This is a genomic window from Brevundimonas sp. NPDC055812 (assembly GCF_053616535.1).
Genome location: NZ_JBSHDX010000001.1, coordinates 193,080 through 219,423, shown reverse-complemented (window position 1 = coordinate 219,423; position 26,344 = coordinate 193,080). Strand labels below are relative to the sequence as shown.

Here is a 26,344-nt window from a genome sequence, read left to right as displayed (position 1 = left end):
TCCGGGGGTCGTCCAAGCAAACGCAGCGCCGTTCGAAGGGTTCGGCTTAACCATATGACAAGAAAAATAGACGCCCGCTCGGGCGTCGCCTGACCCTAGCCCAGTCGCGGCGCGGCGCGGCGGCACCGTTGCAGGCCGGCGCGGGCTTCGGCGTCGCCGGCTGACAGGCGCCGCACGGACTGCAGCCGGGCGCGCGTCTGGTCGTTCTCGGCCGCCGTGGGATCGCGGCCCGCGACGGTCGCCGCCTGCATGGCCGCCAACGACCAATAGAGGGCGGCGTCGTAAAGCTCTCGGCCATAGCGGCTTTCACCGCCTTCCAGCTCGGATCCGGCCTGGGTCAGGCCGGCGCACCGCACCGCCTCGTCATAGGAGACGAGGCGCGGGGCGGGAGCTTCGGTCCGACCCGGGGCCTGAGACTGAGCCTGAGCCAGCGCCAGGGCGGCGGTGAAGGCGACGAGAAGCATCTGAACTCCACAGGGGGCCGCAAATTCGGCGACCCATCATGATGATGCAGCGGGGCCGATTTGCGTCCTCTTAGAGAACCACGTCCCCGCGAAGGATGAAAGACGTGTTCAGCTAAGCTTCAGGTTGCATCCGGCGCGGCGGGCATGGCGCGCCCCTGGTCCGTCAGCCAGCGCAGGAACAGTCGCCGCCCCTGCGACATCTCGCCTGCGCCCGGAATGGCCGCCACGGCGCCGTCGTCGCGCGCGAAGCCGAAGGGCGCCAGCAGCCGCCCGTCCGCCACGGCCTCGGCCGTCAGCGCCCAGGGCAGGACCGCCGCGCCCCAGCCCGCCAGGGCGCCGTCCAGGGCGAAATGCAGATGGGCCACGGCCCGCTCGGGCGCATCGGGCGGACGCCGCCCGGTCAGATCGGCCCAGTCCCGCCAGGCGGAAAGGTGTGTCCGCGGGACCAGGCGCGGCGCGGTCAGGGCGTCGGAACGGGCGTCTTCCTTGACCAGGGCGGGCGCGATCACCGGCCCGACCGCATTGGGGATGACGGCGACGGCTCCCAGAGCCTCGATCCGGCGCGCGTCCAGCAACCGCAGCAGCAGGTCGGCTCCGCGCCGGCTGACCGCGTGCGGCGCCAGTTCGACCAGATGGACCCGCACCTGGGGGTGCAGGCGGTTGAAGTCGGCCAGGCGCGGGATCAGCCATTTGACCGCCAGGCTGGCGTTGGCGGCGACGTGCAGATCGCGCCCGGCCCCGCGCGCCTCGGCCACGGCGGCGGCGATCTGGTCGAAGGCGACGGTCAGGCCGGGCAGAAGGCCGCGCCCGGCCTCGGTCAGCGTCAGGGCGTGACGCGGCCCCTCGAACAGGCGCAGGCCCAGCTGCGTCTCCAGCGCCTTGACCTGCCGGCTGACGGCGCTGTGGGTCACGTTCAGTTCGGCCGCCGCGCGCGTGGCGCTGCCGGTGCGCGCCATGGCCTCGAAGGCGCGCAGGGCGTTCAGCGACGGCAGGGCGCCGCCGGGGGCGCCGGAGGTTGTGAGGTTTTCGAACATCCGGCGTTCGATAGGTCGCTTTCGCCAGGCGGGCAAATCCGCTGACAGAGCGCGCCATGTCGCACCTCGCCGTTTCTCGCCTGATCATTCCCGTCCTGGGCCTGGGGATGATCGTCTCCTTCGCTTCCAGCTACTACCTGCTCGGGGTGCTGGCCGAGCCTCTGGCGGCGGGCGTGGGGACGACGCCCGGCGTGGTGTTCTCGGCCCTGTCGGGGGCCTTCCTGGTCTCGGCGGCGCTCAGCCCGTTCGGCGGACGCTGGATCGACCGGCGCGGCGGACGCGAGGTGCTGTCGGCGGCGGCCGTGATCTTCGCCCTGGCCCTGACGCTGCTGGGGCTGGCGCGCGAGCCGGCGGCGATGGTCGCGGGCGTGCTGATGCTGGGCGCGGGCATGGGGGTGGGGCTGTACGGTCCGGCCTACGCCGTCCTGGTGGCCCTGCACGGCGAAGCGGCGAAGAAGCCGATCACCGCCGTCTCCCTGCTGGGCGCCTTCGGCGGCGCGCTGGGCTGGCCGCTGACGTTGCTGATGATCCAGATCCTGGGCTGGCGCGGCGCCTGTTTCGTCTGGGCGGCGTCGCATCTGCTGCTGTGCCTGCCGCTGTATGCGGCGGTGCTGCCGGATGGACGGGCCGGCGCGCGGCCGCCGGCGTCCGGCCGCGTGCGCTGGGACGGGACCATGATCCGCCTGGCCGTCCTGTTCGCGGGGGCCTGGTGGGTGGCGACGGCCATGAGCGCCCATCTGCCGCGTCTGCTGACCCGCCTGGGCCTGACGCCTGCCGAGGCGGCCCTGGCGGCCGGATTGATGGCGAGCGCGGCCATCGCCGTGCGCCTGATCGCCCTGGCGGCGCCGGGGAAGGGTTCGCCCGTCGCGGCGGCGCGGACGGCGACCCTGCTGCATCCGCTCGGCGCCCTGATCTCCTCTGTCGGCGGCAAGGGAGCGGCCGGCGGGGTCGCTCTGGGCCAGGGGGCGGGCAACGGCCTGCTGGCGGTGGCCTCGGGAGTGCTGCCGCTGCATCTGTTCGGGCGCGAGAACTACGGCGCGCGCCAGGCTCTGGTGCTGACGCCCGCGCGTTTCGTGCAGGCGGCGGCGCCGGCGCTGTACGGCCTGGTGCTGGACCGTTCGGCCAGCCTGGCCCTGCTGGTCTCCAGCGGCGTCTGCCTGATCATGTTCGCCATGACCTTCGGCCTCAGACGAAAGCCGGACCTTTAAATCCTGGCCCAATGAGGCAGAAGGGGCGGCATGTGGATCCGTCGCTTCATTCAACTGCAGCTCGGCTTGTGCCTGTACGGCACCGCCGCCGCCCTGATGGTGAGGGCGAACCTGGGGCTGGACCCATGGAACGTTTTTCATCAGGGGCTCTCCCTCCGCACCGGGATGAGTCTGGGAACGGCGTCCATCCTGATGGGGGGCGTAGTGATGCTGGCGTGGATTCCGCTGCGTCAAAAACCCGGGTTGGGCACTCTCTTCAACATCTTCGTCATCGGCCTTTCGATGGATGCGGCGCTGGCCGTCCTGCCGCAGGTCGAGGGGCTGCCCCTGCGGCTGGGGCTGATGACGGCGGGCGTGGTCCTGACGGCCATGGGCGGCGCAGCCTACATCGGAGCGGGCATGGGGACCGGGCCGCGCGACGGCCTGATGATCGGCCTCAACCAGCGTCTGGGCTGGTCGATTCGGGTGTCACGGATGCTGATCGAGGTCAGCGTCCTGGCTGGCGGCTGGCTGCTGGGCGGATCGGTTGGCCTGGGCACCGTCGTCTTCGCCGTGGGCATCGGCCCACTGATCCAGATCTTCCTGCCCTGGTTCCAGGCGCTAGGGCGAACTGAGAGGCGCGTGGCGCGGGTCTGATCGGGGGAGGATCAGTCCGCCGACCCATCTCTCCCTGTCCCTGCTTCATGGGGATTGTTGGCGACGACGGCGAGCAGGTCGGCGGCTTCTTCGGCCTCGCCGCCCTTGGCGAGGGCTTCAGCCGCTTCAAGACGCAGGCGCATGACCTGGGGCGCGAAGGCTACCGCCAGGCGCCATGTCTCTAGATCATTGGCGTTGGGATAGTCAGCGGCGTCGCGACGCGTACGCGCCAGGGCGGCGAAGATGCGGTAGTCGGTCGGGTCGGCGTCGAGTGCGCGCGCCAGATGGCCTCGCGCCTCTCGGACCAGGCGGCCGCGTTCCGCCGGATCCTGCTGCGCGTTCGCGGCCTTGAGGCGGGCGTCGGCCAGCAGCCTCAACGCCTCGGCGTCTTCCGGCGCGACCGCCAGGGCGCGGGTCAACGCGGCTTCGCCCGCTACGAGGTCGCCCCACTGCAGCTCCGCCCGGCCCAGGGTCACGAGGGCCAGACGATCCTGCGGATAGCGCGCCGCGTCCGACCGCGTGCGTTCCAGCAGGGCGGCGGCGTCCTGGGGCGACTGGGGATAGCGGCTGCGCAGGCTGTAAAGCAGCATCCGGTCCGCGCTGGGCGGCAGGGATTCTACCCGCACCTGGGGCTGAATGTCGGCCATGGAGAAGCGGACGTACTTCATCTCGCCGCGCAGATAGGCGTGCAGGGCGGCGGTCAGGCTTTCGGGGGTGTGGCCCAGACGGTTCTGCAAGGCCTCGACCGGCGCGACCCGCCGGCCCATGTCGGCCAGATAGGCGTCCAGGCCCCGCCGCCGCTCGGCGTCGGCCAGCAGGTAATGGGTCAACAGCCAGGACTGGGCGTAGAAGGCCCAACGCTGCTCGCGGGTGGTGAAGTCACGAGGCCGCTTGGATAGCAGGTCCTCGACCGGCAGCCAGCGCGACTGGTTCAACGTCTGAATCCGCCCCGGATTGAAGCCGCCCATCTCAACCCTTTCCGGATTGTCCACCCGGGCGGTCATGAAGAACTCGGCGAAGCCTTCCGTGAACCACCCCGGATAGAAGCCGGGGAAGTTCTGGTGCATGAAGTGGTGGGCGTATTCGTGGAACAGCAGATCGTCGTCGCCGCGCCGGTTCACCGCGGCGTAGACATCCGTTTCCGAGGCTGAATAGAAACCCGCGAACTTGGCTTCAGCCATAGCGGGGAACACTTCGGCCAGGTCGCGGCGCGTGTGCAGCAGATATACCGGCAGCTTGCGCACGTCTTCCAGCGCGGGGCGGTTGAACTGACGTCGCAGCAGGGCGTCGAAGCGTTCCAGCTTTTCGGCATGGGGACGCAGGTCGCCCTCGGAGCCTTCGCCATAGACGATGAAGTTGGCTGTTTCCGCACGACGCCATTCGGCTTGGGCCGGCGCAGTCGGCAACATCAGGCCAGCAGCCAGGAAAAGGGAGGGCATGATCCCGGCGCGGCGTCGGGCGGTAGCGCCATTGCGTTGAAGCGGCATGGAATCCCCCTGGCTCGCCGACAGGGTAGGCGATGTTCATGACGGTCGCAAAACGACGTTTCGTCGCTGCGTCGAAAGAGGCGTCCGAACCCCGCCAGACCACGCCGTGAAGGCATGAAAGGAAGACGGCCTCTTTCACGCACGAGGTCGTCATGCCCGCACTCACCGACAAGGTCGCCGTCATCACCGGAGCCAGCTCCGGCATCGGCGCCGCCGCCGCTCGTTTGTTCGCGCGTGAAGGCGCGGCGGTGGTCGTCACGGCTCGACGCGAGACAGAACTGTCGGTCCTAGTCGCCGCCATTGGGGCCGAGGGCGGCCGCGCTGTCGCCGTCCCCGGCGATATCCGCGACGAGGCTCTGGCCGAGCGGCTGGCAAGCACGGCGGTCGAGCGGTTCGGCGGACTCGACATCGCCCTGAACAATGCGGGAGCGATCGGCGCCAATGAGCCTACGCCCGAGATCGCGCTGGACCGCTGGCGCGACACCCTGGACCTCAACCTGACCGCCGCCTTCCTGGGCGCCAAGCACCAGATCCCGGCCATGCTGGCGCGCGGCGGCGGCTCGCTGATCTTCACCTCGACCTTCGTCGGTCACGCCATCGGCATGCCGGGCATGGCGGCCTATGCGGCGGCCAAGGCGGGATTGGTCGGCCTGTCGCGCGTCATCGCCGCCGAGTTCGGAGCGCAAGGGTTGCGCAGCAACTGCCTGCTGCCCGGCGGCACCGACACCGAGGCGGGGCGCGAGTTCGCCCATACGCCCGAGATCATCGCCTTCGTCGAGGGAATGCACGCCCTGAAGCGGATGGCGAGCCCCGAAGAGATCGCCCGCGCCGCCCTGTTCCTGGCCTCCGACGCCTCCAGCTTCATGACCGGCACGGCCATGCTGGTCGACGGCGGGGTGTCGATCAGCAAGACCTGAGGGTCAGCCCCGCTCCTTGGTCTTGGTGAAGGCCACCTTGGGGAAACGTTCGGAGACATAGCCCGTCTCCCAGGCCGACTTGGCCAGGAAGACCGGGTTCTGGTCGATGTCGGTCGCCATCTGGGGCCGATACTTCCCGGCGAAGTCCTCCAGGTCGGCCTTGGCGCCTGACACCCAACGGGCTTCGGCGTAGGGCGACGGCTCGAAAATGACGTCCAGGCCGTATTCCTCGCCCAGACGATCGGCCATGACCTCGAACTGCAGCTGGCCCACGGCGCCGACGATGAAGTCCGCGCCCAGTTCCGGGCGGAACAGCTGGGTCACGCCTTCCTCGGCCAGACCGACCAGCGCCTTCTGCAGGTGCTTGGCTTTCAGCGGATCCTTGACGCGGACGCGCTGCAGGATTTCCGGCGCGAAGTTGGGCAGGCCCGCAAAGCGCACCAGACCGCTCTCCGACAGGCTGTCGCCGACGCGCAGCACGCCGTGGTTCGGAATGCCGATGACGTCGCCCGCATAGGCCTCTTCGGCCAGTTCGCGATCCGAGGCGAAGAACATGATGGGGGCGTTCACCGACAGCTGCTTGCCGGTGTTCTGGACCTTCAGCTTCATGCCGCGTTTGAAGCTGCCCGAGGCCATGCGGAACATGGCGATGCGGTCGCGGTGGTTGGGGTCCATATTGGCCTGGACCTTGAAGACGAAGCCGGTGACTTCGTCCGTACTCGGCTCGACCGTGATGTCTTCGGGCGCGGGAGCATTGCGGGTCTCGGGCGAGGCTTCCTTGCGGGCCTTCTGGCTCTTGGGCGGCGGGGCCCATTCGCCGATGGCCTTCAGCAGTTCCTCGATGCCGAAGTGGCGCAGGGCCGAGCCCCACAGCACAGGCGTCATATGCCCTTCCAGGAAGGCCTGACGGTCGAACGGCTTGTATCCCGCCTCGACCAGTTCCAGCGCATCGACCATGTCGGCCCGTTCCGTCCCCTCGAAGTAGGAGGCGGCCTCCTCGAAGGGCAGGGGGGCGGGGTGTTCGCCGTCGTTGTCGGCGGTCTTGCGCGTATAGGGCTGGAACCGGCCCTGACCGCCGACCTCGGCCAGGCCGCGCAGGCGGTTGCCGCTCTCGGCCGGCCACCAGATGGGCGAGGGGTCCAACTGTAGACGCGATGCGATCTCGTCCAGCAGGGCCATCGGGTCCTGCGCCTCGCGGTCCAGCTTGTTGATGAAGGTGATGATCGGGATGTCCCGAAGACGACACACCTCGAACAGCTTCAGCGTCTGCGGCTCGATGCCCTTGGCGGCGTCCAGCACCATGATGGCGCAGTCGGCGGCGGTCAGGGTGCGATAGGTGTCTTCCGAGAAGTCCTCGTGCCCCGGCGTGTCCAGCAGGTTGAACATCTTGCCGTCGTGCTCGAACGTCATGACCGAGGCGGTGACCGAAATGCCCCGTTCCTTCTCGATCTTCATCCAGTCGGAGCGGGCGCGGCGGTTCTCCCCGCGCGCCTTGACCGCGCCGGCCGCGCGCACGGCGCCGCCCGCCAGCAGGATATGCTCGGTCAGGGTCGTCTTGCCCGCGTCCGGGTGAGCGATGATGGCGAAGGTCCTGCGGCGCAGGGCCTCCTGGGCGAGGGTGAGTTTGGACATGGAGCTTCCTTCAGGACGCGCGACCTAGCGCGCCACGGCCCGATTGTCGACGTTCACGATGCCGTGAGAGACCCTTCGCGTATGAGGGTTATTCGAGGCATGCTCGTTTTCGGGAGACGGCGGGCCATGAGTCCGCCGCACTAGGGAAGGGAAACATCATGGCTCTGGTCCACCCAGGCAAGTCCGCGCCCGTACAGAACGAGCGCAAGATTCACCCGCTGGTCTGCTTTCTGGCGGGGTTCGCCCTGATCGTCCTGGCGGCGGCGTTGGTGCACACGGTGTTCGGCATCCTGCTCTAGAGCGTTTCTTCGCCTGTATCTTCGACCGTCGCGTCGCTAGCGTCTTCCTGCGGCGCTTCCTCACCGCGAGCCCGAGCCAGTAGAGAACGTACTGCGGCTGTGCTGCCGTGCGGGTGGTTGGCCAGGGGTTCCAGCAGAGTGATCGCCTCGGCGTTGCGGCTCCGAGACAGCAAGGCTTGCGCCAGGGTGAATCGAGCTTCGCCCAACTGCGGCGCCAGGGCGAAGGCCTGCTCCAGAACGGCGATGTCGTTGTCGTTCGGATAGCTGGCGGCGGTACGCCGGTTTCGTGCGGCCAGCATCAGGGTGATGTAATTCAGATCGTCTAGGCGGTGGGCCCGCGCCAGAAAGCCGCGCGCCTCGGCGGTCAGGCGGTCGATCTCGTCTGGATCCTCGACCTCTTCGATGGCCTCCATCCGCGCGCGCGCCAGGTATTGCAGGCCCTCCACATGGTCAGGCTGCAGCGCCAGCAGTCGCTGCAGGGGGGCCTCGGCCGCGGCCGGGTCGCCGAAATGCAGTTCGGCGTGGCCCAGGGCCAGCAGGGCCAGGGGATCGTCGGGATGGCGGGCGGCCATGCGGCGCACCTCGGCCGCAGTGGCGGCGCGCGCGTCCTTGGGCACGCCGATCTTGAGGCGCTGGTTCAGCAGGAGCAGGTCGTCGGCGGATTCCGGCAGGGTGGTGATCGTCATGGGCGCGGTCGGAATGGCCGCCGTCACGATCTGGAAGGAGAGGTTTCCAGTCGCATAGCGCCGCAGAGTGTCGCGCAGCCGGATCATGGACAGGCCGGTAGCCCGCTCCATCGCCTCGACCGAGTCCGCGCCTGCCCCGACATCCAGAAGATAGGCCGCCAGCATCTGCTGCCGTTCGGGGTCGCTCATGAACCAGTGGGTCAGCAGCCAGGCCAGCGGGTAGTAGGTCTCGCTGTTGGCGGCGCGTTGCTGGGGTCTGAGCGAGAGCAGATCCTTCATGTCCATCCACGGCGCGGACATCAGCCAGGAGGCGCGGTTTTCATTGAAGCGGCCGACGGTGAAGCGATCGGCCTTGATCTCGACCGTGGCGTAATATTCCGCGAACCCCTCCACGAACCAGCCGGGATAGGCGTAGGAGAAGTTGTGCATCATGAAGTGATGCGCGTACTCGTGTTTGAGGGTGTCGACGTTTCGATCGCGGATGGCGACGCCGAAGATGTCCTCATCGGTGGCGATGTAGAAACCGGCCAGGGAGTTCCCAGCGCCGTGGCGAACCTTGGCCAGTTCCGCAGAAGACCCCACCAGATAGATGGGTAGCTTGCGGAGGGTCGGAATGTCGCCGGGCAGACCCATGCGGAACCGCAACACGCGGTCGTAGGATTCCAGGTCTTGGACGAAGTTGCGCAGCTGGCGCTCGCCCACATCGCTATAGACGATGAAGCGGTCGCTCTCGGCTTTGCGCCATTCCGCCTGGACGGGCGTGGCCGCCGACAAGACGCCCGCCATGACCGATGATGCGACAATCGACGTTATGTATTTGAAAAACATGCTAGGCCCCCTGGCGACTCGAACGGCGACGCTTAGCAAACGCTATTAGGCGACAGAAGGGGGCGTCGTTCTATGCCGCCATGCGGCCCCAGACCGCCTTGTCGGCGACGGCGGCGTTCAGACGGCCATGGGCGGCGCGGGCGTGAAGCTGGGCGATGATCGGTTCGGGCAAGGCGCAGAAGCGCGGCTCGACCAGTTCGGGCGCGCAACCGGCTTCGGGCGCGGCGAACAGGGCGGCGTTGACGCCCTGCGCCTTGTGCGCGATTAGCCAGGCTAGACGGCGCGCGCGGGCTGGGTCCGTGCGATGCAGTAGCGGGTCTTCGGCGAACAGCTCGCAGCCCATCTCCAGCACATAGTCGCAAGACAGGGTCTCGAAGCGGCGCACGTCATGGCTCGGGGCCGGGCAGGCCTCGTCCAGATCGAAGACGACATCGTTCAAGAGAAACAGCATGGACCGCGTCCGCTCGCAGGACCGTTCTGGCCCCAGGCGACGGGTTGTAGGGCGCCTGCGCTTGCGGTCCGGTTCACGAACGCGGTGAACGGGCCGGTTACCATTTTGAGCGGCCCTGACGCGCCTTGCGCTGCTTGAGGGCGGTTTGAGAACGTATGACCCTCTCCCACCGAGAGAGGGTTCAACGATTAGCCTTGCGTCTTCTCGGTCAGGAAGTGGCGGCCCTGGCGGTCCTCGATCTCGACGATCCAGAGGTCGGGGTCATAGCGGCGCTGGCGATCCAGATAGGCGTCCAGTTCGCTCTCGGTCTCGCTGGCGACGGGTTGGATCCACAGGGGTTCGCCGTCCTGGCCGGTCGCCTCGGTCCACAGGCGGGCGGTGCGGGTCGCGGTGTCATAGGCCTTGACGATGACGGCCCCGGCGCGGGCGTCGCCCTTCTTCACCACCACAGCGTTGGCGCCCTCCAGCTCGGCGCGGCGGATCAGGGCGCTGACCCAGACGTCAGTGGAAAGAAGCAATTGGTTCACCCTGTTTGGACACGGACCCGGAACCGGCGGCGGCTAGGGTGGGGCCATGAAGATAGCGCCGTCGCCCCGCATAGTCAGCAGAACGCTGGCCGCGATCGTCGCCCTGACCCTCGCGGCCGGGACGGCGACGGCGGCGGGCGACGTTTATTATGAGCGCGCCTTCGTGCGGGCGGCGCAGGACAAGTGCCGCCTGTTCGAGCCGCGTCTGACCCAGGCGCTGGAGGCGGCGACCCTGCAGGCGCGCGGAGCGGCCCTGCGCGCCGGACGCCCGGCGACCGAACTGGCCGCCACGGCCGGGCGGGCCAAGGCGCGGGCCCAGGCCACCCCCTGCAACGACGCCGAGCTGGACCGGGTCAAGACGCGCGTGCGCCACGCCTTCGCCGGCTGGTCGCGCGCGGCGCGGATCAACTTCCCCGGCGACAAGGCCGGCTGGAGCGCCGACCGTTTCGAGAGCGCCCGCGACGGCTGGCGCCTGTTTCAGGACGGGGCGACCGGCGCCTCGCCCGTGCGGTTCGGCCTGACCGGCAGGGCGCCCCAGGATGCGCGCCCGGCGGCGGTCGTCTCCTTCGTCGGCAAGCCCCGGCCCTATGCCGCCCGCATCGTCATGCGCGACGCGTCGCGCTCGCCCCGGCCGTGGCTGGGCGCGGACGGCCTGCCGCCCGAGGCCGCGCGCCGCGCCGTCTTCGCCGCCGGATCCGATCTGGCGCCGCGCGACCTGCTGGCGTCCGGGGCGCGGGCGGGCGAGGTCTGGCGCTTTCCCGACAGCGCGGCCGAGGCTCTGGCGGCGCTGGACCCGCGCGAGCCCTTTCTGATCGAGTTCCTGTTCCGCGACGACAGCGTGGCGACCGCCCGTTTCGAGGCGGGGGACTTCGCCGCCGCCCGCGCCTTCCTCGCCATGGGGCCGGTCTAGGCGGCCGTTCAGGTCTGCGGCGTTCGGCCCAGCTTCGCCAGCAGGCGGTCGCGGGCGGTCAGCAGGGGATCGTCGCCGCCGGGCGCGTCGGGACGGACGCCGCCGCCTTCCCAGTTCTTTCCGGTGACGGCGTTTACGGGGCGGGCGTCCGGCACGCTGATGGCGTAGCCGTGGGGCAGGGGCTGCGGCGGTCCCAGCATGTGGGCGGCGCCGCCCGACCGGTCGCCGATCACCTCGGCTCGCCCGGCCGCCTGCAGCGTATAGGCGGTGAACTCGGCCGCCGAGCCTGAGCGGCGATCGATCAGGACGGCGACCGGCGTGTCGGCCCGGACGGCGGGCAGGGCGCGTGGCGGCGCGGCGTGAGGAAGCCGGCCCTCGCGTCGTTCGATCCAGCCGAACGCGGCGCCTTCGGGCAGCAGGCTGGCGACCAGTTGATCGGCCGTGCGTCCGTCCCCGCCGCCGTTGCGGCGCAGGTCGATGATGAGGCCGTCGACATCTCCCAACAGGGTCAGGGCGGCGGCCAGGCGCGTCTCGACCAGGTCCCAGGGATAGAAGGCGCTGAGCCGCAGATAGCCGATGTTGCCCTCCAGCACCCGCACCTCGCGTACGCCGCCGCCTGCGGCGCGGGCCTCGTCGCGCCAGGCCTGCAGGGAGGCGGGGGCGGGACCGGTTGACGGTCCTGAAGACGGCGGGGGCGTCAGGCGGAAGTGCCCGTCCAGCGTGCGCAGGTCGCGCGTCGCCGTCTCGGCGAAGGCGGCCGTGTCGTCGCATTGTTCGGCATAGCGCCCCTCCGCGGCCCAGTCGCGGACGCGGCGCGCCACGGCCTGCCCCTCCGTCTGGGTGATGTAGCCGGCTCCTATGCGGTCGGCGGCGGCGTTCAGAACCTCGACCTGCAGGGGGCAGGTCGTCAGGGCGACGGCCAGGAAGGGATGGACAAGCGCGGAGAGCATGGGGCCTCGCATGGGTTGATTTATAACAGCCCTTATATATTCATGGGACCATGTCCGAACGCCCGTCAAGTCTTGGAGCCCTGCTGCGGCGTCTGGCCGACCGTCTCGACGGCGAGGTGGAGGCCGCCTACGCCGCGCGCGGGCTGGCGTTCAGGCCGCGCTATACGGTGATCATGCGCGCCCTGATGGAGGCCGAGCGGGCGGCGGAAGAACCGATGGCGCTCAGCATCAAGGCCCTGGCCGAGGCCGCAGGCCTGACCCATTCGGCGCTCAGTCAGACGGCGGCGCAGATGACCCGCGAGGGATGGCTGGTTTCCGGCCGTGCGGCGGACGGACGACAGCGCGCGGTCATGCTGTCGGATCAGGCGCGCGCGGCCTTGCCGGCCCTGACCGATCAATGGCGCGCGACCAAGCGGGCGGCGCGGTCGCTGGATCAGGATCTGGGACTGGAGCTTGAGGCGGTTCTCACGGCGGCGTTAAGGGCGCTGGACGCGCGCGGCTACCGCGACCGCATGGAGGGATGAGGCGGCCGGGTTGAGATCGGACGTTGTCACCCTCGCTCAGCGCATGATCTAGTGCGCCCATGTTCGATCCCGCCCTGTTCGCCGCCTTCCTGGTCGCCATCACCATTCTGACGATCACGCCGGGGGTGGACACGGCCATGGTGCTGCGTTCGGCGGCGGCCGAGGGCGGGCGTTCGGCCGTCTTCGCCGGGGCGGGCATCCTGCTGGGCTGTCTGATCTGGGGCGCGGCGGTGTCGCTTGGGTTCGGGGCGCTGCTGCGGGTGTCGGAGCTGGCCTATACGGTGGTGAAGTGGGCGGGCGCGGCCTATCTGGTCTGGCTGGGCGCGCAGATGCTGTTCAAGCCGCGCAGGAGCCTGGGCGAAGCGGGCGCCGCCCCGCCGCCCAGCGGTCCGGTCGCCTTCCGGCGCGGCCTGCTGACCAATCTGCTGAACCCCAAGATCGGCGTCTTCTACGTGACCTTCCTGCCCCAGTTCGTGCCGCAGGGGGCCAATGTGGCGGCCTTCACCTTCTTCCTGGTGGGGGTCCATGTGGCGCTGACCATCGTCTGGTTCGCCGGGCTGATCCTGGCGACGGCTCCGCTGGGCCGGTTCCTACGTCGCCCGGCTGTGGTGCGGACGATGGACCGGGTGGTGGGCGTCGTCTTCATCGGCTTCGGTCTGAAGCTGGCCGCCTCGCGCGTCTGAGGTTCAGGCGTCCGGCGTCTCGAGCGGCAGACGCACCGTCGCCGCCGTGCCGACGCCCAGAGCGCTGTCCAGCGCCAGCGTTCCGCCGTGCAGCCCGGCCAGGGCGCGCACCAGCGCCAGCCCCAGCCCTGACCCCTGCGCCCGCTGTTCGGCGTCGCCTGCCTGCTCATAGGGGCGGCCCAGACGCGCCAGATCTTCGGCCGAGATGCCGACGCCGGTGTCGGCCACCGTCACCTCCAGCGCGTCATCGGCCGCCTGAACCGACACGGTGACTGTCCCGCCCGGCGGGGTGAACTTCACCGCATTGGCCAGCAGGTTCAGCGCCATCTGCTTCAGCGCGCGGCGGTCGGCGCGGACGCTCAGCGCCTCGGGCGGCAGGACGGCGGCCAGTTCGACGCCCTTGTCGTCGGCCTGAATGCGGACCAGGGCCAGCGCCGCCAGCACCGGCTCGCGCGCGTCGAAACGCTCCAGCGACAGCTCATAGCGATCGGCCTCGATGCGGCTGACGTCCAGCACGTCGTTGATCAGGTCCAGCAGGTGGCCGCCCGCTTCGTGGATCGAGGCGGCGTAGTCGGCGTAGCGCGGCGGGACGGGGCCGAACAGCTCCTGCCGCATGGCGTCGGAGAAGCCGACCACGGCGTTCAGCGGCGTGCGCAGCTCGTGGCTCATGTGGGCCAGGAAGCGGGTCTTGCCGAGGTTCTGGGTCTCGGCCTCGGCGCGGGCGGCGTCCAGCTCGGCCTCGCGCGCGTGCTGCAGGGTGGCGTCCAGCGCCTGGACGATCAGGCGCGGCCTTTTATCGAGCCGCCGGGCGACCAGCAGGATGCGGCGGTCCAGCGCCAGGCGGGGGGTGAAGCGGACCTGGGCCTCGGCGCCGCCGCGCGCGCGGGCCAGGGCGGCGATGACGGCGGGACGGTCGGCCTCGTCCACGACGGCCAGCAGCCCGTCATCGAACAGCAGATCGACAGGCAGGGCAGCGGGCGCGGCGCCATAGGCGGACAGGGCGCGATGGCGGCCTTCGGCGTCCAGCGTCAGGGTCAGGCCCGGCTGACCGGACAGGACGGCCTCGACCCGCGCCACGGCGGCCTCGGCGAGGGAAAGGCGGCGCGCCTGGCGACGAAGGCCCAGAACCAGGCCGAGCAGGGCGGCGCCCGCCGTGATCAGGGCCGAGGCGCCGGCCAGGCCGCCGCCGGGCGTCGCGGGTCCGACGGCCAGGGTGGAGACCAGACCGACCAGGGCCGCGCCGACCGAGGCCAGGGCGCCGACGCCCGCGCGGCGACGCCCGCCCAGGGCCAGCCCCGCCGCCAGTGGGGCGAAGACGAAGCCGGCCAGCGGTCCCGCCGCGCCGCCCGCCAGGGCCGCCGCCGTCAGGGCCGCCAGGGCCCACAGCGTCGTCAGCGCCGCTCTCAACGCCGTCGTGTCGCGCGCCAGCAGGGCTAGGCCCGCCACCCCCGGCGCGGCCGTCACCGCCAGGGCCAGCGCCTCGGGCGCGGCCAGGGGGCGCCCCAGCCAGACGGCGCCCAGGGCCGTCAGCCCGACGACCGCCGTCCATCCGGCGTGCCAGGCGGCCACGGCGGCGCCGTCCCCGGCCTCGGCGGCTTCGGGGCGGCGGATGGGATCAAGAAGGGCGGTCCGAGACGTCACGGCCATCCGGGCGCAAGGGTTGAATCAGCCGTATAACCTAGACCGCGCTCCAGACGCTCCCTAGCGCGCTCGCCTGTCGGGGGAGCGCAGAGCCGGTTGTGAGAGGGGCGGTTGTGGCGAGGGCGCGCGCGGCCTATGTCGCGCCCATGACTTCCACCGCCGCTCCCGCCCGCTCCATCGACGACACCCTGGCCGAACTGGTCGAGGAGTTCGACCTGCTGGGCGATTGGGAAGGACGGATCGAATACGTCATCGACCTGGGCAAGGACCTGCTGCCCCTGCCTGAGGAGGCGCGGATCGAGGCGAACAAGGTGCCGGGCTGCGCCGCCCAGGTCTGGCTGTCGACGCGGCGGGAGGCCGACCGTCTCTTCTTCGACGCCGACAGCGACAGCGCCCTGTCGAAGGGCAATATCGCCCTGCTGCTGCGGCTCTATTCCGGGCGGCTTCCGGCGGAGATTCTGGGTTTTGACGCCAGGGCGGCGCTGGACCGGCTGGGCCTGCCTTCGGCCCTGACCCGGCAACGCGCCAACGGTCTGAACAGCATGGTGGGGCGGATCAGGGAAGCGGCGCTGGCGGCGAGCTGACCGCGCTCGTTCGTCTCGCTTCCGATGGCGCGCGATCGGGCGCATGATGAGACGTCTCATCCTGTGCGGAGCGGTCCGATGTCGATCCTGATGAAACGCGCGCCCGCCTTCTTCAATCCGATCCGAACGGCCGGCTGGAGCGCGGTCGGGCTGATCCTGCTGACGCCGCTGGCGGCCATGCAGTTCACCTCCGAGGTCGCCTGGGACGCGCAGGACTTCCTGTTCGCCGCCGTCCTGCTGATCGGGGCGGGCCTGCTGCTGGAGCTGTTGCTGTGGAAGGCGCGGACTCCGCTGGTGCGGCTGATGCTGGCCGCAGCGGTGATCCTGTCCATGCTGCTGATCTGGGCCGAAGCGGCGGTCGGGATCTTCTGAACCCCGACCGCGCTCCGACGCCTCAGGATTGCGGACCCAGGAAAGGGAAGGCCCGGGCGTTGCTGAATTCGGCGGTGGCGTCGCCTGCATGGGTGTGGATCTGGTTCTCGCCCAGCTCCAGCCGCTTGACCGGGGCGCGTTCTGAGAAGTCGATCTTCTTCAGGTCCACCCAGAAGGTGTTCGGCGTCAGGGCCGACTCGAAGAAGTACAGCTTGCGCTTGTGATCCACGACCGTCCGCCAGCGGGTCGAGGAGATGTTCGGCTGGTCCGGGGTCGAGATGCCGAACGGCACCGAAACGTTGCGGATCACGCTGAACACGCTGGCCAGGGCCATGTTCTGATCTTCGAACTTGGGGATGGCGTTGACGTAGAAGGCGGCCCGCGCATAGCGGTCGGCCGCCCGGTTGGTGCCCGGCAGCATGACCGTGCCGCCGATGCCCTGCCAATAGGTGTTCAGCGCCAGCTGTTGGTCGAAGGTCGGCGAGTTGGTCATCACCTGATAGTCGCGGCTGTGGTGCACGACCAGCTTGCCGTCGATGTATTCGAAGATGGCGCTGTCGCCGCCGGAATCCGACAGGGACAGGTGCAGGGTGGTCAGGCGGTCCTGACCCGGCACACTGTCGCTGACCAGGACGAAGGGCTCGTCGCGCAGGGCCTCGACCGCCTCGGCCACGGTGGCGAAATTGTCGAGGGCGTACTGGGCCCAGGCGGCGATGCTGAGGGCGGGCTTGTTCGGGTCGTAGGCCGGATACTCCGACTCCACCAGCCACAGGACGTTGGCGACAAGGCCCATCTCGTTCACGCCGTCGACGGTCGAGATATCATAGCCGCTGGCGATGACGCTGCCGTATTTGGACGTCCAGGTCAGGGAGTTGGGACCGCCGGACCCGTCCCGCGCCATGCCGCGCGGAAAGATCCAGAGGTTGGTCATGATCTCGTCCTTCCAGTCCATCGACCGGGCCGTGATCACGGCGCCGTCGTGGCCGTGGTAGACAAGGCGCGTGCACGCCTCGGCCGCCGGAACGGCCACCATGAAGGCGGCGGCCAGGGCGGCGACGCCCTTCTTCATTCCGTTGCGCATGTCGTCTCCTGAGGTGAGGGGATCGTCGGGGGATGAGGGGTCAGTAGGTCAGCGACAGGCCCAGGACCGGGCCGTGGCGGGTCACCTTCCAGTCGAAGCGCTGGCCGGTGAAATCGTCCTGCTCATAGTTCTGATGCAGCAGGCGGTAGCCGGCGTTGATCGAGACGGCGCCGCCCGCCAGCGGGGTGCGATAGGCGGCCAGGGCCTGCCAGGCCAGGCTGTGGCGGTCGTCGTCGCCCAGGCCGCCGGCGTCGACCTGGGCGCGCAGGGTCCAGCGCTCGGACACGTCGCCCTCGACTCTCAGGCCCAGCAGCAGGTCGGTCCATTCGGCGCCCTTGTGCACAGCGCCCAGCGGGGTGTTCAGATCGGCCCGCAACTGGCTCCAGCGGGCGCCGACCAGCGGCTCGACGCGGAGGCTGCGCGCGTCGCCGAAGGCGGTGCTGCCGCCCAGCGGGTCGTCGATCAGGCGGAACAGCACCCCGCCCGAGACGGTGGTCGAGCGGGTCCCCAGTTCGGCCGGGACGCCCATCAGGGACACGCCCTCATGGGTCTTGGCGTACTGATAGTCGACGAAGGCGCCCCAGCGGCCCTTGCGCACCTCGACGTCGCCCATGACCACGCTCTCCAGCTGGTCGAAGGCGTCCGAGGCGGACACGTCCACCGGCGCCTTGTGGCCCGCCAGCGTGACGTTTCCGTCCAGCGAAGTGGCCCAGACATAGGGGCTGACCGTCACGCGCCACTGATCCTCGGCGCTGGTCTGGGCGACGGCGGCGCCGGCGAGGGCGGTCGCCGCCAGACCAGGAAGAAGCGAGGCTGGGCGGAAGAACGTCATGGGGAGTCTGCTCACGGCGACCGAGGGGATCGCCCTTGGGTAGAACGGCCATGCTTAAGTAATCGTGGATCAGCAATCTTTGATTGCATGGCTCGCATTTCGCCGATCGGTCGTCATCCGATGCCGTAATGCTCGGCCAGAGCCTGCAATCCCTGTTTCAGCAGGGTCTTGCCCTGTCGGCGGCGCAAGGACAGGGCCTGTTCCGCCAGTTGCAGGGACGTGCCGTGGATGCAGACCTGCGCGACCATGGCGCGCAGACGCGGGCCGCAGGCGCCCAGCGCCGCCTGCACCCGCGCCGAGGCCGACAGGGCGCGGTCGCCCGGTTCGATCCGCACGCCCCCGCCGCCCGAACGCGAGGTCGGCAAGGCGTCCCAGCGCATGGTCAGGGAGGGGCCGGCGGCCGCGATCTCGGCCTCGGCGCGCAGCCGTTCGCCCGCCGCGACCTCGGCCGGCGTCAGCCAGGGGCGGCCCGATTGGTCCTTGCGCCGGGCCAGCCACAGGATCGGGCTCTCGCCCAGATTGGCGCGGCGGGTGGTCAAGCGGCCGTCGCCCTCCATCATGGCGCGTTCGCCCTCGATGACGCCGGGGCGGCCGGGCGGAGGAGCGGGTCGGGCATGGTCGTTGGCCGCGCGGGGCAGCCAGCCGCCGCCTTCGCGCAGGCGCAGCCCCGGCCGCTCGATCACGGCGCGGAAGACGGCCTCGTCCAGGGTCAGCACCACGCGGCTGCGCCGGTCGCCGCCGAGGCGCAAGGGATAGGCGCCGTTCGCCTGGTCCAGCCAGGCGCCGGGGCGTTGCAGCAGGCTGCGGGCGCGTTCCAGCTGGCGGCTCATCGGCGGGCTCCGATCTCGGGCGCCAGATCGACCAGGGGCAGCTCCATCACCGCCCGCAGCGACCCCTCCAGGCCGTCCATCAGGGCGTCGTAGTCGGGACGGTCGCGCTCGTCCTCGGCCCAGCGGCAGGCGGCGCCGGCCGTCGCCCGGTTCAGGCCGAAGGCGTGGGCCACCCGCTCCAGCGGCCAGCCGAAGGAGACGTGCGCCAGATACATGGCCGACCAGCGCGCGCGACACGCCCTGGGCCGCACCCGCTCGCGCCGCGTCATCTCGGCGACAGGCACGCCCAGGGCCAGGCCCGACAGCGACAGGGCCGCGTCCGCCCGGATGCGGTCGCCCTCCGTCACCGGCACGCGATAGGGTTCCATGATCTGCGCTTCCTCCCCGCCATTCCTGTGGATGCCGCCATTATGAGTGCGTCGGGCGGTTGGGTTAGGAATGTTGTCCTATGAAGCGTCAGAAACGGTCGCTTCGACAGGCGGGGCACGGCATTGACGGGGGCGGTTGTGCACGCCCCCTGTGGAAGACGCGTCAGACGTCAACAGGGGAATGAGGGAGCGGCGCCGAATAAATTAACGAATCCTTGACTCGGGACTCTGGACGGCGATTCGCAAATCACCTTAGGCGTTTCATATCGGGATGCGTTAACCCTTCTTAAGGTTTTGGCCCGTTAACGTTGGAACAAGGTTACCCGGCCGCATGCCACGTGCGGCCATCCCAAGCTTTGCCTGGAGGGGCATGAATGCGCGTCCTGTTGATCGAAGACGACCACGCGACGGCTCAAAGCATCGAACTGATGCTGAAGTCGGAAGGGTTTAACGTCTACACCACCGACCTGGGTGAGGAAGGCATCGATCTGGGCAAGATCTATGACTACGACCTCATTCTGCTGGACCTGAACCTGCCCGACATGAGCGGCCTCGAGGTTCTGCGTCAGCTGCGCAACGGCAAGATCAATACGCCGGTGATGATCCTCTCGGGCAGCCATGAGATCGACACCAAGGTCAAGACCTTCGGCGGCGGCGCAGACGACTATCTGACCAAGCCCTTCCACAAGGACGAGCTGATCGCGCGCACCCACGCCGTGGTCCGCCGCTCCAAGGGCCACGCCCAGGCGATCATCCACACCGGCGAGATCGCGGTGAACCTGGACGCCAAGACCGTCGAGGTGAACGGCCACCGCGTGCACCTGACCGGCAAGGAATATCAGATGCTGGAGCTGCTCTCCCTGCGCAAGGGCACGACCCTGACCAAGGAGATGTTCCTGAATCACCTGTACGGCGGCATGGACGAGCCCGAGCTGAAGATCATCGACGTCTTCATCTGCAAGCTGCGCAAGAAGCTGGCGACGGCTGCGGGCGGCAAGCACTACATCGAGACCGTCTGGGGGCGCGGCTATGTCCTGCGCGACCCGGCCGAGGGCGCGATCACCGTCGCCGCCTGAAAAGATCCGGCCTGAGCCTCCACTCAGGACGCACGGAATGCAAACGCCCGCCGGGAAACCGGCGGGCGTTTTCCTTTGGCCGAATTCACCTTGTGGGTTGGCGCAGATGCCTGATTTCCGCTCATCCCGGCGGACGCCGGGATCCAGTGCTTTGGCTTCAGGCTCCGGGCTCCACAGTCAGGCCTCAGTTTGGCTTACTCACTGGGTCTCGGCGTCCGCCGGGATGAGCGGGGATGAAAAGGGCAAGACCCGCATCTGATATCGAGCCGGCATTTTTCTTTGGCCGCTCCGGGGCTTGGACGAGGTTAGGGCAGGGCAGGGGCGCCAAACGATACATCCCCTCACGGATTGTTACGCCTTCGGCCTCGCCTTCGCAGGTGCAGCGCGCTAGTGAAACCCCGCATAAGGCGGGACTCAACCTCGCAAAACCACGGTTCAGGAACTACGAAATGACCAAGTGGGTGTACGGCTTCGGCGGCGGATCCGCCGATGGCGACGCGTCGATGAAGAACCTTCTGGGCGGCAAGGGGGCGAACCTGGCCGAGATGTCGTCCCTCGGCCTGCCGGTGCCGCCCGGCTTCACCATCACCACTGAGGTCTGCACCTGGTATTACGCCAACCAGGAAACCTATCCTTCCGACCTGACCGATCAGGTCAAGGCGGCCCTGGCCCACGTCGAGGGCGTGGTGGGCAAGACCTTCGGCGACGCCGCCAACCCCCTGCTGGTGTCGGTGCGTTCGGGCGCCCGCGCCTCCATGCCGGGCATGATGGACACTGTGCTGAACCTGGGCCTGAACGACGAGACGGTGGAGGGTCTGGCCAAGCTGTCGGGCGACCGCCGCTTCGCCTTCGATTCCTACCGCCGCTTCATCACCATGTATTCCAACGTGGTTCTGGGTCTGGGCCACGACTATTTCGAAGAGGTGCTGGACGATCACAAGGACCGTCTGGGCGTCTCGGTCGACACCGAACTGACCGCCGAGAACTGGGAGAAGGTGGTCGCGGACTACAAGGCCCTGGTCGAGCGTGAGCTAGGCAAGCCCTTCCCGCAGGAACCGCAGGCCCAGTTGTGGGGCGCCGTCGGCGCCGTGTTCGAAAGCTGGATGAACGACCGGGCGAAATTCTATCGCCGCATGCACGACATCCCCGAAAGCTGGGGCACGGCCGTCAACGTTCAGTCGATGGTGTTCGGCAACATGGGCGAGACCTCGGCCACCGGCGTCGCCTTCACCCGCAACCCCTCGACCGGCGAGAACAAGCTGTACGGCGAGTTCCTGATCAACGCCCAGGGCGAGGACGTGGTGGCGGGCATCCGCACGCCGCAGTCCCTGACCAAGGCGGGCCGCGAGGAGATGGGCGAAACGGCTCCCTCGATGGAAGAGGCCATGCCTGAGGTCTTCGCCCAGTTCGTCGACGTGGTGGGTCGGCTGGAAAGCCACTACCGCGACATGCAGGACATCGAGTTCACGGTCGAGCAGGGCCGTCTGTGGATGCTGCAGACCCGCAACGGCAAGCGCACGGCCAAGTCGGCGCTGAAGATCGCCGTGGATCTGGCTTCCGAAGGCGTCATCTCTCAGGACGAGGCGGTCAGCCGCGTCGAACCGGCCGCGCTGGACCAGTTGCTGCACCCGACGCTGGACCCCAAGGCGGCGCGCACCGTGGTTGCGGCGGGCCTGCCCGCCTCGCCGGGCGCGGCGACCGGCAAGATCGTCTTCGACGCCGATGAGGCCGAACGTCTGGGCCAGCAGGGCGACGCCGTCATCCTGGTCCGCGACGAGACCAGCCCCGAAGACATCCACGGCATGCACGCGGCGCGCGGCATCGTCACGGCGCGCGGCGGCATGACCAGCCACGCGGCGGTGGTGGCGCGCGGCATGGGGCGCCCCTGCGTCTCGGGCGCGGGCGAGATCGCTATCAATGAGAAGGCCGGAACCTTCACCGCGCGCGGCCGCACCTTCAAGGCGGGCGAGGTCATCACCATCGACGGCGGCAAGGGCGAGGTGCTGGACGGCGCCGTGGCCATGATCGAGCCGGAACTGACGGGCGACTTCCAGACCCTGATGGGCTGGGCTGACGGCATCCGCCGCCTGAAGGTCCGCGCCAACGCCGAGACTCCGCTGGACGCCAAGACCGCGCGCGGCTTCGGCGCCGAGGGCATCGGCCTGTCGCGTACCGAGCACATGTTCTTCGACGAGGCCCGCATCGCCGCCGTGCGCGAGATGATCCTGGCCGACGACGAGGCGGGCCGCCGCGTGGCTCTGGCCAAGATCGCCCCGTTCCAGAAGGCCGACTTCGTCGAGCTGTTCACCATCATGAGCGGCCTGCCGGTGACGGTGCGCCTGCTGGACCCGCCGCTGCACGAGTTCATTCCGCACACCGACGCCGACATCGACGCCCTGGCGGCGACGCAAGGCCTGGACGCGGCCAAGCTGAAGCGCCGCGCCCGCGAACTGCATGAGACCAACCCCATGCTGGGCCACCGCGGCTGCCGCCTGGGCGTGGCCTATCCGGAAATCTACGAGATGCAGGTCCGCGCCATCCTCGAGGCGGCGCTGCAGGTGAAGGCGTCGTCGGGCGTCGCCCCGATCCCGGAGATCATGCACCCGCTGGTCGCCCTGGGTCTGGAGATGAAGTATCTGCGCGAACTGACCGACCGCACGGCCAAGGCCGTCTTCGCGGACGCCGGCGACAGTGTGGACTACCTGGTCGGCACCATGGTCGAACTGCCCCGCGCCGCCCTGCGCGCCGCCGATCTGGCCGAACACGCCGAGTTCTTCAGCTTCGGCACCAACGACCTGACGCAGACGACCTTCGGCATCAGCCGCGACGATTCCGGCCACTTCCTGCAGGCCTATCTGGACAAGGGCATCTTCGAGAACGACCCCTTCGTCCGTCTGGACCAGAGCGGCGTGGGCGACCTGATCCGCATCGCCGAGGAGCGCGGCCGTGCGGTCAAGCCGGGCATGAAGATGGGCATCTGCGGCGAACATGGCGGCGATCCCGCCTCCATCGCCTTCTGCGAGACGGTCGGCCTCGACTACGTCTCCTGCTCGCCCTACCGCGTGCCGATCGCTCGTCTGGCGGCGGCCCAGGCCGCCCTGAGCGCGCGCTCGGGCGAGGAGCGTGAAAAGGACCGCTGAGGCCCCTTCAATCGTCGACAAGAGAAGGGCGACCCGAAAGGGTCGCCTTTTTCATGCCCTGAAATAGTCGCCCTTGACGGAACGCGGTGTGTGCCTTCTCTCGCACAGTTCTCGCTCCCTCGTTCAAGCACAGGGAACGGCTATGGGCGCTTGAGATTTGTTTCTCCGCAAGGTGGTCAGGCCGGTCCTGCTCATCGCAATAAGGAGTGATTGAAGCTCATGCGTAACGTTATTCTCGCCGCCGCCGCCCTTTCTGTATTCGCCCTTCCCGCTGCGGCCCAGGTCGTGCAGCCGGGCGGTCCCACCTACTACGGCACGCTCGGTTATTCGCAGCTAGACCATTCGGATGGAAACCTGGGCGCCGTCACCGGCCGCCTGGGGGCCAAGTTCAACCCCTATTTCGGCGTCGAGGGCGAAGGCTCGATCGGGGTGAAGGACGACGACTTCACCATCGCCGGGGCCCAGGGCAAGATCGAGCACGACTATGACTTGGCCGCCTATGCGGTCGGCACGTTTCCGGTCACGCCCAATTTTGAACTGTTCGCGCGCGGCGGCTACGGCACCACCCAGATGAAGGCCGAGCTGGCCGGGGTCGAGCGCAAGGCCGACGGCGAAAGCTGGAACTACGGCGTCGGCGCCAACTACTACTTCGACGGCCAGAACGGCCTGCGCGGCGACTGGACCCGTCGCGACTTCACCGACGACGGCGGCGAAGTGGACGTCTACTCGGTCAACTACGTCCGTCGTTTCTGATCCGATTCCCGGCGGATCGGTTGGGCGCGCTCCCCGGCGGGGCGCGCCCTTTCTTTTTGCGCCATTTAGGTAACGACGTATGTGTCTTTCGCGTAACTTTCGTCGTTCGTGGTTGATGCGCCTATGGAACGGGGATGCAGGCGCAACCATTTAAGCTTCGTTGGATGGGGCATGTGATCAAAGAAGTCACATCATCTAAGGACTATGAAATAATGCGTAACGTTCTTCTCGCCGCCGCCGCTATGTCTGTTCTCGCCGCTCCGGCGTTTGCTCAATCGAATCCCGAGCCGCGCGGTTATGGTTCGCTGGGTTACACGCACATGGAAGGCGATGCGGCCCAGACCGGCGCCGTGTCCGGCCGCCTGGGCGTCAACCTGAATCGCTACCTGGCCGTGGAGACCGAGGTCGGCGTGGGGGTCAAGGACAAGGACATCACCGTCGCCGGCGTCGACGGCCAGATCAAGCACGAGTGGGACGCCGCCGGCTATGTCGTCGGCAAGTATCCCGTCGGCGACAAGCTGGAGCTGTTCGCCCGCGGCGGCTACGGCCACACCGAGCTGAAGCAGGAACTGGCCGGCTCTGAGAGCAAGGTCGGCGGCGACAGCTGGAACTACGGCGTCGGCGCCAACTACTACCTGGACGGCGTCAACGGCGTCCGCGCCGACTGGACCCGTCGTGACTTCCGCGACGATCGCGGCGAGGCTGACGCCTATTCGGTCAGCTACATCCGCCGCTTCTAAGCGCGGATGGTCTGAAATGACGAAGGCCCGCTCCAGTCGGAGCGGGCCTTTTTCGTTGGTCGATTTTTGAGGCGGTCAGGCGACGCCCGGCGCCAGGGCCCAGCGCAAGGAGCCCTCGCCGAAGGGGCGGATGAAGAAGTCGCGATAGCGTTCGAACACCTCGATGATCTTCATCTTGAGGTCTTGAGTCACCGACTCGCCGCGTTGGCGTTTCAGCGCCGCGACGCAGTTGATCACCATATCCTGATGGGCCGAACCGCCCATGCGCTGCAGCACCGTCGCCACGTCGTGCGCCAGCGGATCACTGAGTTTTTCAGCCCAAGGCAAAGCTGTCTGAGTCATTCGGGCGTCGTCCCCCCTGTTTCTCGACGCGTAACGGTTTGCAAAATTTTCCGAACAGTGCAAGCGCCGCCGGAAATATTGATTCCTATTCGGGGCGATCAGGGGCGCTTTTGCACAAAAACCGTGCCCGCCGAATAACCTGCGCCGAAGCTGCAGATCAGACCCGTATCGCCCGGCGCGAAGCCGTCGTGGTGCAGGTGGAAGGCGATGATCGATCCGGCCGAGGAGGTGTTGGCGTAGTCGTCCAGGATGATGACGTTCTCGCTCGGCTCGGGGTCGCGGCCCAGCACCTTCTTGCCGATCAGGGTGTTCATGTTGATGTTGGCCTGGTGCAGCCACAGGCGCTTCAGCCCGTGCGTGTCCAGCTTCAGCTCGGCGGCGTGGTCCAGGATCATGGTCGAGACCATCGGCACCACCTCCTTGAACACCTTCCGGCCCTGCTGGACGAACATCTTGTCGGTCAGGCCGTCCGAAGACACCGGCTCGTTGGCGCCGGTCGGCAGGGCGGCGCGGTTCAGGAAGCCGAAGTTGTTGCGGATGTTGTTCGAGAAGCTGGTCTGAAGCTTCGTGCCCAGAATGTCCCAGCCGCCCGGCCCGGCCTGATCCTCGGCCTCGATGATGACGGCGGTGGCGACGTCGCCGAAGATGAAGTGGCTGTCGCGATCCTTGAAGTTCAGGTGCGCCGAGCAGATTTCCGGGTTCACCATCAGCACAGCCTTGACCGAGCCCGAGGCCACGAAGTCCGCCGCCGTCTTGATGCCGAAGGTCGCCGACGAACAGGCCACGTTCATGTCGAAGGCGAAGCCCTCGATGCCCAGCGCCTCCTGCACCTCGATGGCCATGGCGGGGTAGGGGCGCTGCATGTTCGACGCGGCGCAGATGACGGCGCCGATCTCGCTGACCGGCTTGCCCCAGGCCCGGATGGCGTCCTCAGCGGCCTTGACCGCCATCTCAGCCAGGATCGACAGCTCGTCGTCGCCGCGCGCGGGCAGGTGCGGCAACATCCGCTCGGGGTCGATGATCCCCGCCTTGTCCATGACGTAGCGCGCCTTGATGCCCGAGGCCTTTTCAATGAAGGCCTCCGACGAGGGCGTCTTGGCCTCCAGCTCTCCGGCGGCGATGGCTTCGGCGTTGGCGGCGTTCCAGCCTTCGGCCCAAGCGTTGTAGGCGCCGACCAGCTCCTCGTTAGAGATCGACTGTTCCGGGGTGAACAGGCCGGTTGCGGAGATGACGGCTTTTTTCACTGTATGGTTCCCTGACGCTCGGCGCGCGGCGCCTCGCTGCATGAGGGAACATGGAGTCCCCGGCGCTCGACAAGCCTTATGTCGGCGCCTCGCGGCGAAGTTCGG

The 26,344-nt window shown here is 68.6% G+C and carries 28 protein-coding genes; 13 read left to right on the top strand and 15 right to left on the bottom strand.

Annotated elements, in window-relative coordinates:
• Positions 1-95 precede the first annotated feature (95 nt).
• Together ACWGL1_RS01125 and ACWGL1_RS01120 are read right to left on the bottom strand one after the other, a co-directional pair.
• The gene (locus tag ACWGL1_RS01125) at positions 96-464 is read right to left on the bottom strand and encodes a hypothetical protein (protein ID WP_452110937.1); all 369 of its coding nucleotides are present in this window, start codon (positions 462-464) and stop codon (positions 96-98) included.
• 119 nt (positions 465-583) lie between these two features.
• Complete coding sequence (locus tag ACWGL1_RS01120; protein WP_452110936.1) at positions 584-1,498, bottom strand: LysR family transcriptional regulator; 915 nt, start codon at positions 1,496-1,498, stop codon at positions 584-586.
• Positions 1,499-1,554: 56 nt separating this feature from the next.
• Here ACWGL1_RS01120 and ACWGL1_RS01115 point away from each other — a divergent pair, with 56 nt between their 5' ends.
• Together ACWGL1_RS01115 and yczE are read left to right on the top strand one after the other, a co-directional pair.
• Positions 1,555-2,706, top strand: a complete 1,152-nt coding sequence (locus tag ACWGL1_RS01115) for an MFS transporter (RefSeq protein WP_452110935.1) — start codon at positions 1,555-1,557, stop codon at positions 2,704-2,706.
• 30 nt (positions 2,707-2,736) lie between these two features.
• The gene (yczE, locus tag ACWGL1_RS01110; RefSeq protein WP_452110934.1) at positions 2,737-3,342 is read left to right on the top strand and encodes a membrane protein YczE; all 606 of its coding nucleotides are present in this window, start codon (positions 2,737-2,739) and stop codon (positions 3,340-3,342) included.
• A gap of 11 nt (positions 3,343-3,353) precedes the next feature.
• On the opposite strand, the gene ACWGL1_RS01105 is transcribed toward yczE, so the two are convergent.
• Complete coding sequence (locus ACWGL1_RS01105; protein WP_452110933.1) at positions 3,354-4,781, bottom strand: DUF1570 domain-containing protein; 1,428 nt, start codon at positions 4,779-4,781, stop codon at positions 3,354-3,356.
• 200 nt (positions 4,782-4,981) lie between these two features.
• Between ACWGL1_RS01105 and ACWGL1_RS01100 the strand changes: the two genes are divergently transcribed.
• A complete protein-coding gene (locus ACWGL1_RS01100) occupies positions 4,982-5,746 on the top strand; it encodes an SDR family oxidoreductase (RefSeq protein WP_452110932.1) in 765 nt (254 codons plus the stop codon).
• A gap of 3 nt (positions 5,747-5,749) precedes the next feature.
• On the opposite strand, the gene ACWGL1_RS01095 is transcribed toward ACWGL1_RS01100, so the two are convergent.
• A complete protein-coding gene (locus ACWGL1_RS01095) occupies positions 5,750-7,378 on the bottom strand; it encodes a peptide chain release factor 3 (RefSeq protein ID WP_452110931.1) in 1,629 nt (542 codons plus the stop codon).
• 158 nt (positions 7,379-7,536) lie between these two features.
• Here ACWGL1_RS01095 and ACWGL1_RS01090 point away from each other — a divergent pair, with 158 nt between their 5' ends.
• Positions 7,537-7,677, top strand: coding sequence for a hypothetical protein (locus ACWGL1_RS01090; RefSeq protein WP_291777751.1), 141 nt, complete (start codon positions 7,537-7,539; stop codon positions 7,675-7,677).
• On the opposite strand, the gene ACWGL1_RS01085 is transcribed toward ACWGL1_RS01090, so the two are convergent.
• The 3 genes from ACWGL1_RS01085 to ACWGL1_RS01075 all read right to left on the bottom strand — a co-directional run bounded on the left by ACWGL1_RS01085 (position 7,674) and on the right by ACWGL1_RS01075 (position 10,160).
• A complete protein-coding gene (locus ACWGL1_RS01085; protein WP_338576549.1) occupies positions 7,674-9,149 on the bottom strand; it encodes a tetratricopeptide repeat protein in 1,476 nt (491 codons plus the stop codon). The genes ACWGL1_RS01090 and ACWGL1_RS01085 overlap by 4 nt on opposite strands.
• A 112-nt stretch (positions 9,150-9,261) precedes the next feature.
• Positions 9,262-9,642, bottom strand: a complete 381-nt coding sequence (locus tag ACWGL1_RS01080) for a hypothetical protein (protein WP_291777757.1) — start codon at positions 9,640-9,642, stop codon at positions 9,262-9,264.
• Positions 9,643-9,830: 188 nt separating this feature from the next.
• A complete protein-coding gene (locus ACWGL1_RS01075; RefSeq protein WP_452110930.1) occupies positions 9,831-10,160 on the bottom strand; it encodes a DUF1491 family protein in 330 nt (109 codons plus the stop codon).
• Positions 10,161-10,215: 55 nt separating this feature from the next.
• Between ACWGL1_RS01075 and ACWGL1_RS01070 the strand changes: the two genes are divergently transcribed.
• Entirely contained in the window at positions 10,216-11,079 is an 864-nt protein-coding gene (locus ACWGL1_RS01070) for a hypothetical protein (RefSeq protein ID WP_452110929.1), read from the top strand.
• A gap of 8 nt (positions 11,080-11,087) precedes the next feature.
• Here the strand turns inward: ACWGL1_RS01070 and ACWGL1_RS01065 are convergent, their stop codons facing one another.
• Positions 11,088-12,029, bottom strand: coding sequence for a S41 family peptidase (locus tag ACWGL1_RS01065; RefSeq protein ID WP_452110928.1), 942 nt, complete (start codon positions 12,027-12,029; stop codon positions 11,088-11,090).
• Between the two features lie 50 nt (positions 12,030-12,079).
• Between ACWGL1_RS01065 and ACWGL1_RS01060 the strand changes: the two genes are divergently transcribed.
• Both ACWGL1_RS01060 and ACWGL1_RS01055 read left to right on the top strand, forming a co-directional pair.
• On the top strand, positions 12,080-12,553 hold the full coding sequence (locus ACWGL1_RS01060) for a MarR family transcriptional regulator (RefSeq protein ID WP_427789018.1): 474 nt from the start codon (positions 12,080-12,082) through the stop codon (positions 12,551-12,553).
• 59 nt (positions 12,554-12,612) lie between these two features.
• Complete coding sequence (locus tag ACWGL1_RS01055; RefSeq protein WP_452110927.1) at positions 12,613-13,236, top strand: LysE family translocator; 624 nt, start codon at positions 12,613-12,615, stop codon at positions 13,234-13,236.
• A 3-nt stretch (positions 13,237-13,239) separates the two neighbouring features.
• Here the strand turns inward: ACWGL1_RS01055 and ACWGL1_RS01050 are convergent, their stop codons facing one another.
• On the bottom strand, positions 13,240-14,877 hold the full coding sequence (locus ACWGL1_RS01050) for a sensor histidine kinase (protein ID WP_452110926.1): 1,638 nt from the start codon (positions 14,875-14,877) through the stop codon (positions 13,240-13,242).
• A gap of 146 nt (positions 14,878-15,023) precedes the next feature.
• On the opposite strand from ACWGL1_RS01050, the gene ACWGL1_RS01045 reads away from it, so the two are divergent.
• Entirely contained in the window at positions 15,024-15,461 is a 438-nt protein-coding gene (locus ACWGL1_RS01045; RefSeq protein ID WP_452110925.1) for a SufE family protein, read from the top strand.
• Between the two features lie 78 nt (positions 15,462-15,539).
• Positions 15,540-15,833: a hypothetical protein gene (locus tag ACWGL1_RS01040; protein ID WP_452110924.1), complete on the top strand. Its 294-nt coding sequence runs from the start codon at positions 15,540-15,542 to the stop codon at positions 15,831-15,833.
• A 22-nt stretch (positions 15,834-15,855) separates the two neighbouring features.
• Here the strand turns inward: ACWGL1_RS01040 and ACWGL1_RS01035 are convergent, their stop codons facing one another.
• The 4 genes from ACWGL1_RS01035 to ACWGL1_RS01020 form a co-directional block, all read right to left on the bottom strand.
• Positions 15,856-16,914, bottom strand: a complete 1,059-nt coding sequence (locus tag ACWGL1_RS01035; protein ID WP_291777787.1) for a linear amide C-N hydrolase — start codon at positions 16,912-16,914, stop codon at positions 15,856-15,858.
• Between the two features lie 40 nt (positions 16,915-16,954).
• Complete coding sequence (locus tag ACWGL1_RS01030; protein WP_452110923.1) at positions 16,955-17,746, bottom strand: hypothetical protein; 792 nt, start codon at positions 17,744-17,746, stop codon at positions 16,955-16,957.
• Positions 17,747-17,859: 113 nt separating this feature from the next.
• Positions 17,860-18,576 (bottom strand): DUF6456 domain-containing protein, encoded by a 717-nt coding sequence (locus ACWGL1_RS01025; RefSeq protein WP_452110922.1) that lies wholly within the window; start codon positions 18,574-18,576, stop codon positions 17,860-17,862.
• Positions 18,573-18,944, bottom strand: coding sequence for a chromosomal replication initiator DnaA (locus ACWGL1_RS01020; RefSeq protein WP_125899924.1), 372 nt, complete (start codon positions 18,942-18,944; stop codon positions 18,573-18,575). Before ACWGL1_RS01020 ends, ACWGL1_RS01025 begins: the two co-directional genes overlap by 4 nt.
• Positions 18,945-19,318: 374 nt before the next feature.
• Here ACWGL1_RS01020 and ctrA point away from each other — a divergent pair, with 374 nt between their 5' ends.
• From ctrA to ACWGL1_RS01000, 4 genes are all read left to right on the top strand, one after another.
• A complete protein-coding gene (gene ctrA / locus ACWGL1_RS01015; protein WP_003165857.1) occupies positions 19,319-20,020 on the top strand; it encodes a response regulator transcription factor CtrA in 702 nt (233 codons plus the stop codon).
• A gap of 449 nt (positions 20,021-20,469) precedes the next feature.
• Positions 20,470-23,160: a pyruvate, phosphate dikinase gene (ppdK, locus tag ACWGL1_RS01010; RefSeq protein ID WP_452110921.1), complete on the top strand. Its 2,691-nt coding sequence runs from the start codon at positions 20,470-20,472 to the stop codon at positions 23,158-23,160.
• 219 nt (positions 23,161-23,379) lie between these two features.
• Entirely contained in the window at positions 23,380-23,913 is a 534-nt protein-coding gene (locus ACWGL1_RS01005) for a porin family protein (protein ID WP_338576531.1), read from the top strand.
• A gap of 212 nt (positions 23,914-24,125) precedes the next feature.
• Entirely contained in the window at positions 24,126-24,653 is a 528-nt protein-coding gene (locus ACWGL1_RS01000) for a porin family protein (RefSeq protein WP_452110920.1), read from the top strand.
• Positions 24,654-24,728: 75 nt separating this feature from the next.
• On the opposite strand, the gene ACWGL1_RS00995 is transcribed toward ACWGL1_RS01000, so the two are convergent.
• Together ACWGL1_RS00995 and ACWGL1_RS00990 are read right to left on the bottom strand one after the other, a co-directional pair.
• On the bottom strand, positions 24,729-24,995 hold the full coding sequence (locus tag ACWGL1_RS00995) for a hypothetical protein (RefSeq protein ID WP_291777814.1): 267 nt from the start codon (positions 24,993-24,995) through the stop codon (positions 24,729-24,731).
• Positions 24,996-25,093: 98 nt separating this feature from the next.
• On the bottom strand, positions 25,094-26,239 hold the full coding sequence (locus tag ACWGL1_RS00990; RefSeq protein WP_452110919.1) for a beta-ketoacyl-ACP synthase III: 1,146 nt from the start codon (positions 26,237-26,239) through the stop codon (positions 25,094-25,096).
• Positions 26,240-26,344: the final 105 nt, after the last annotated feature.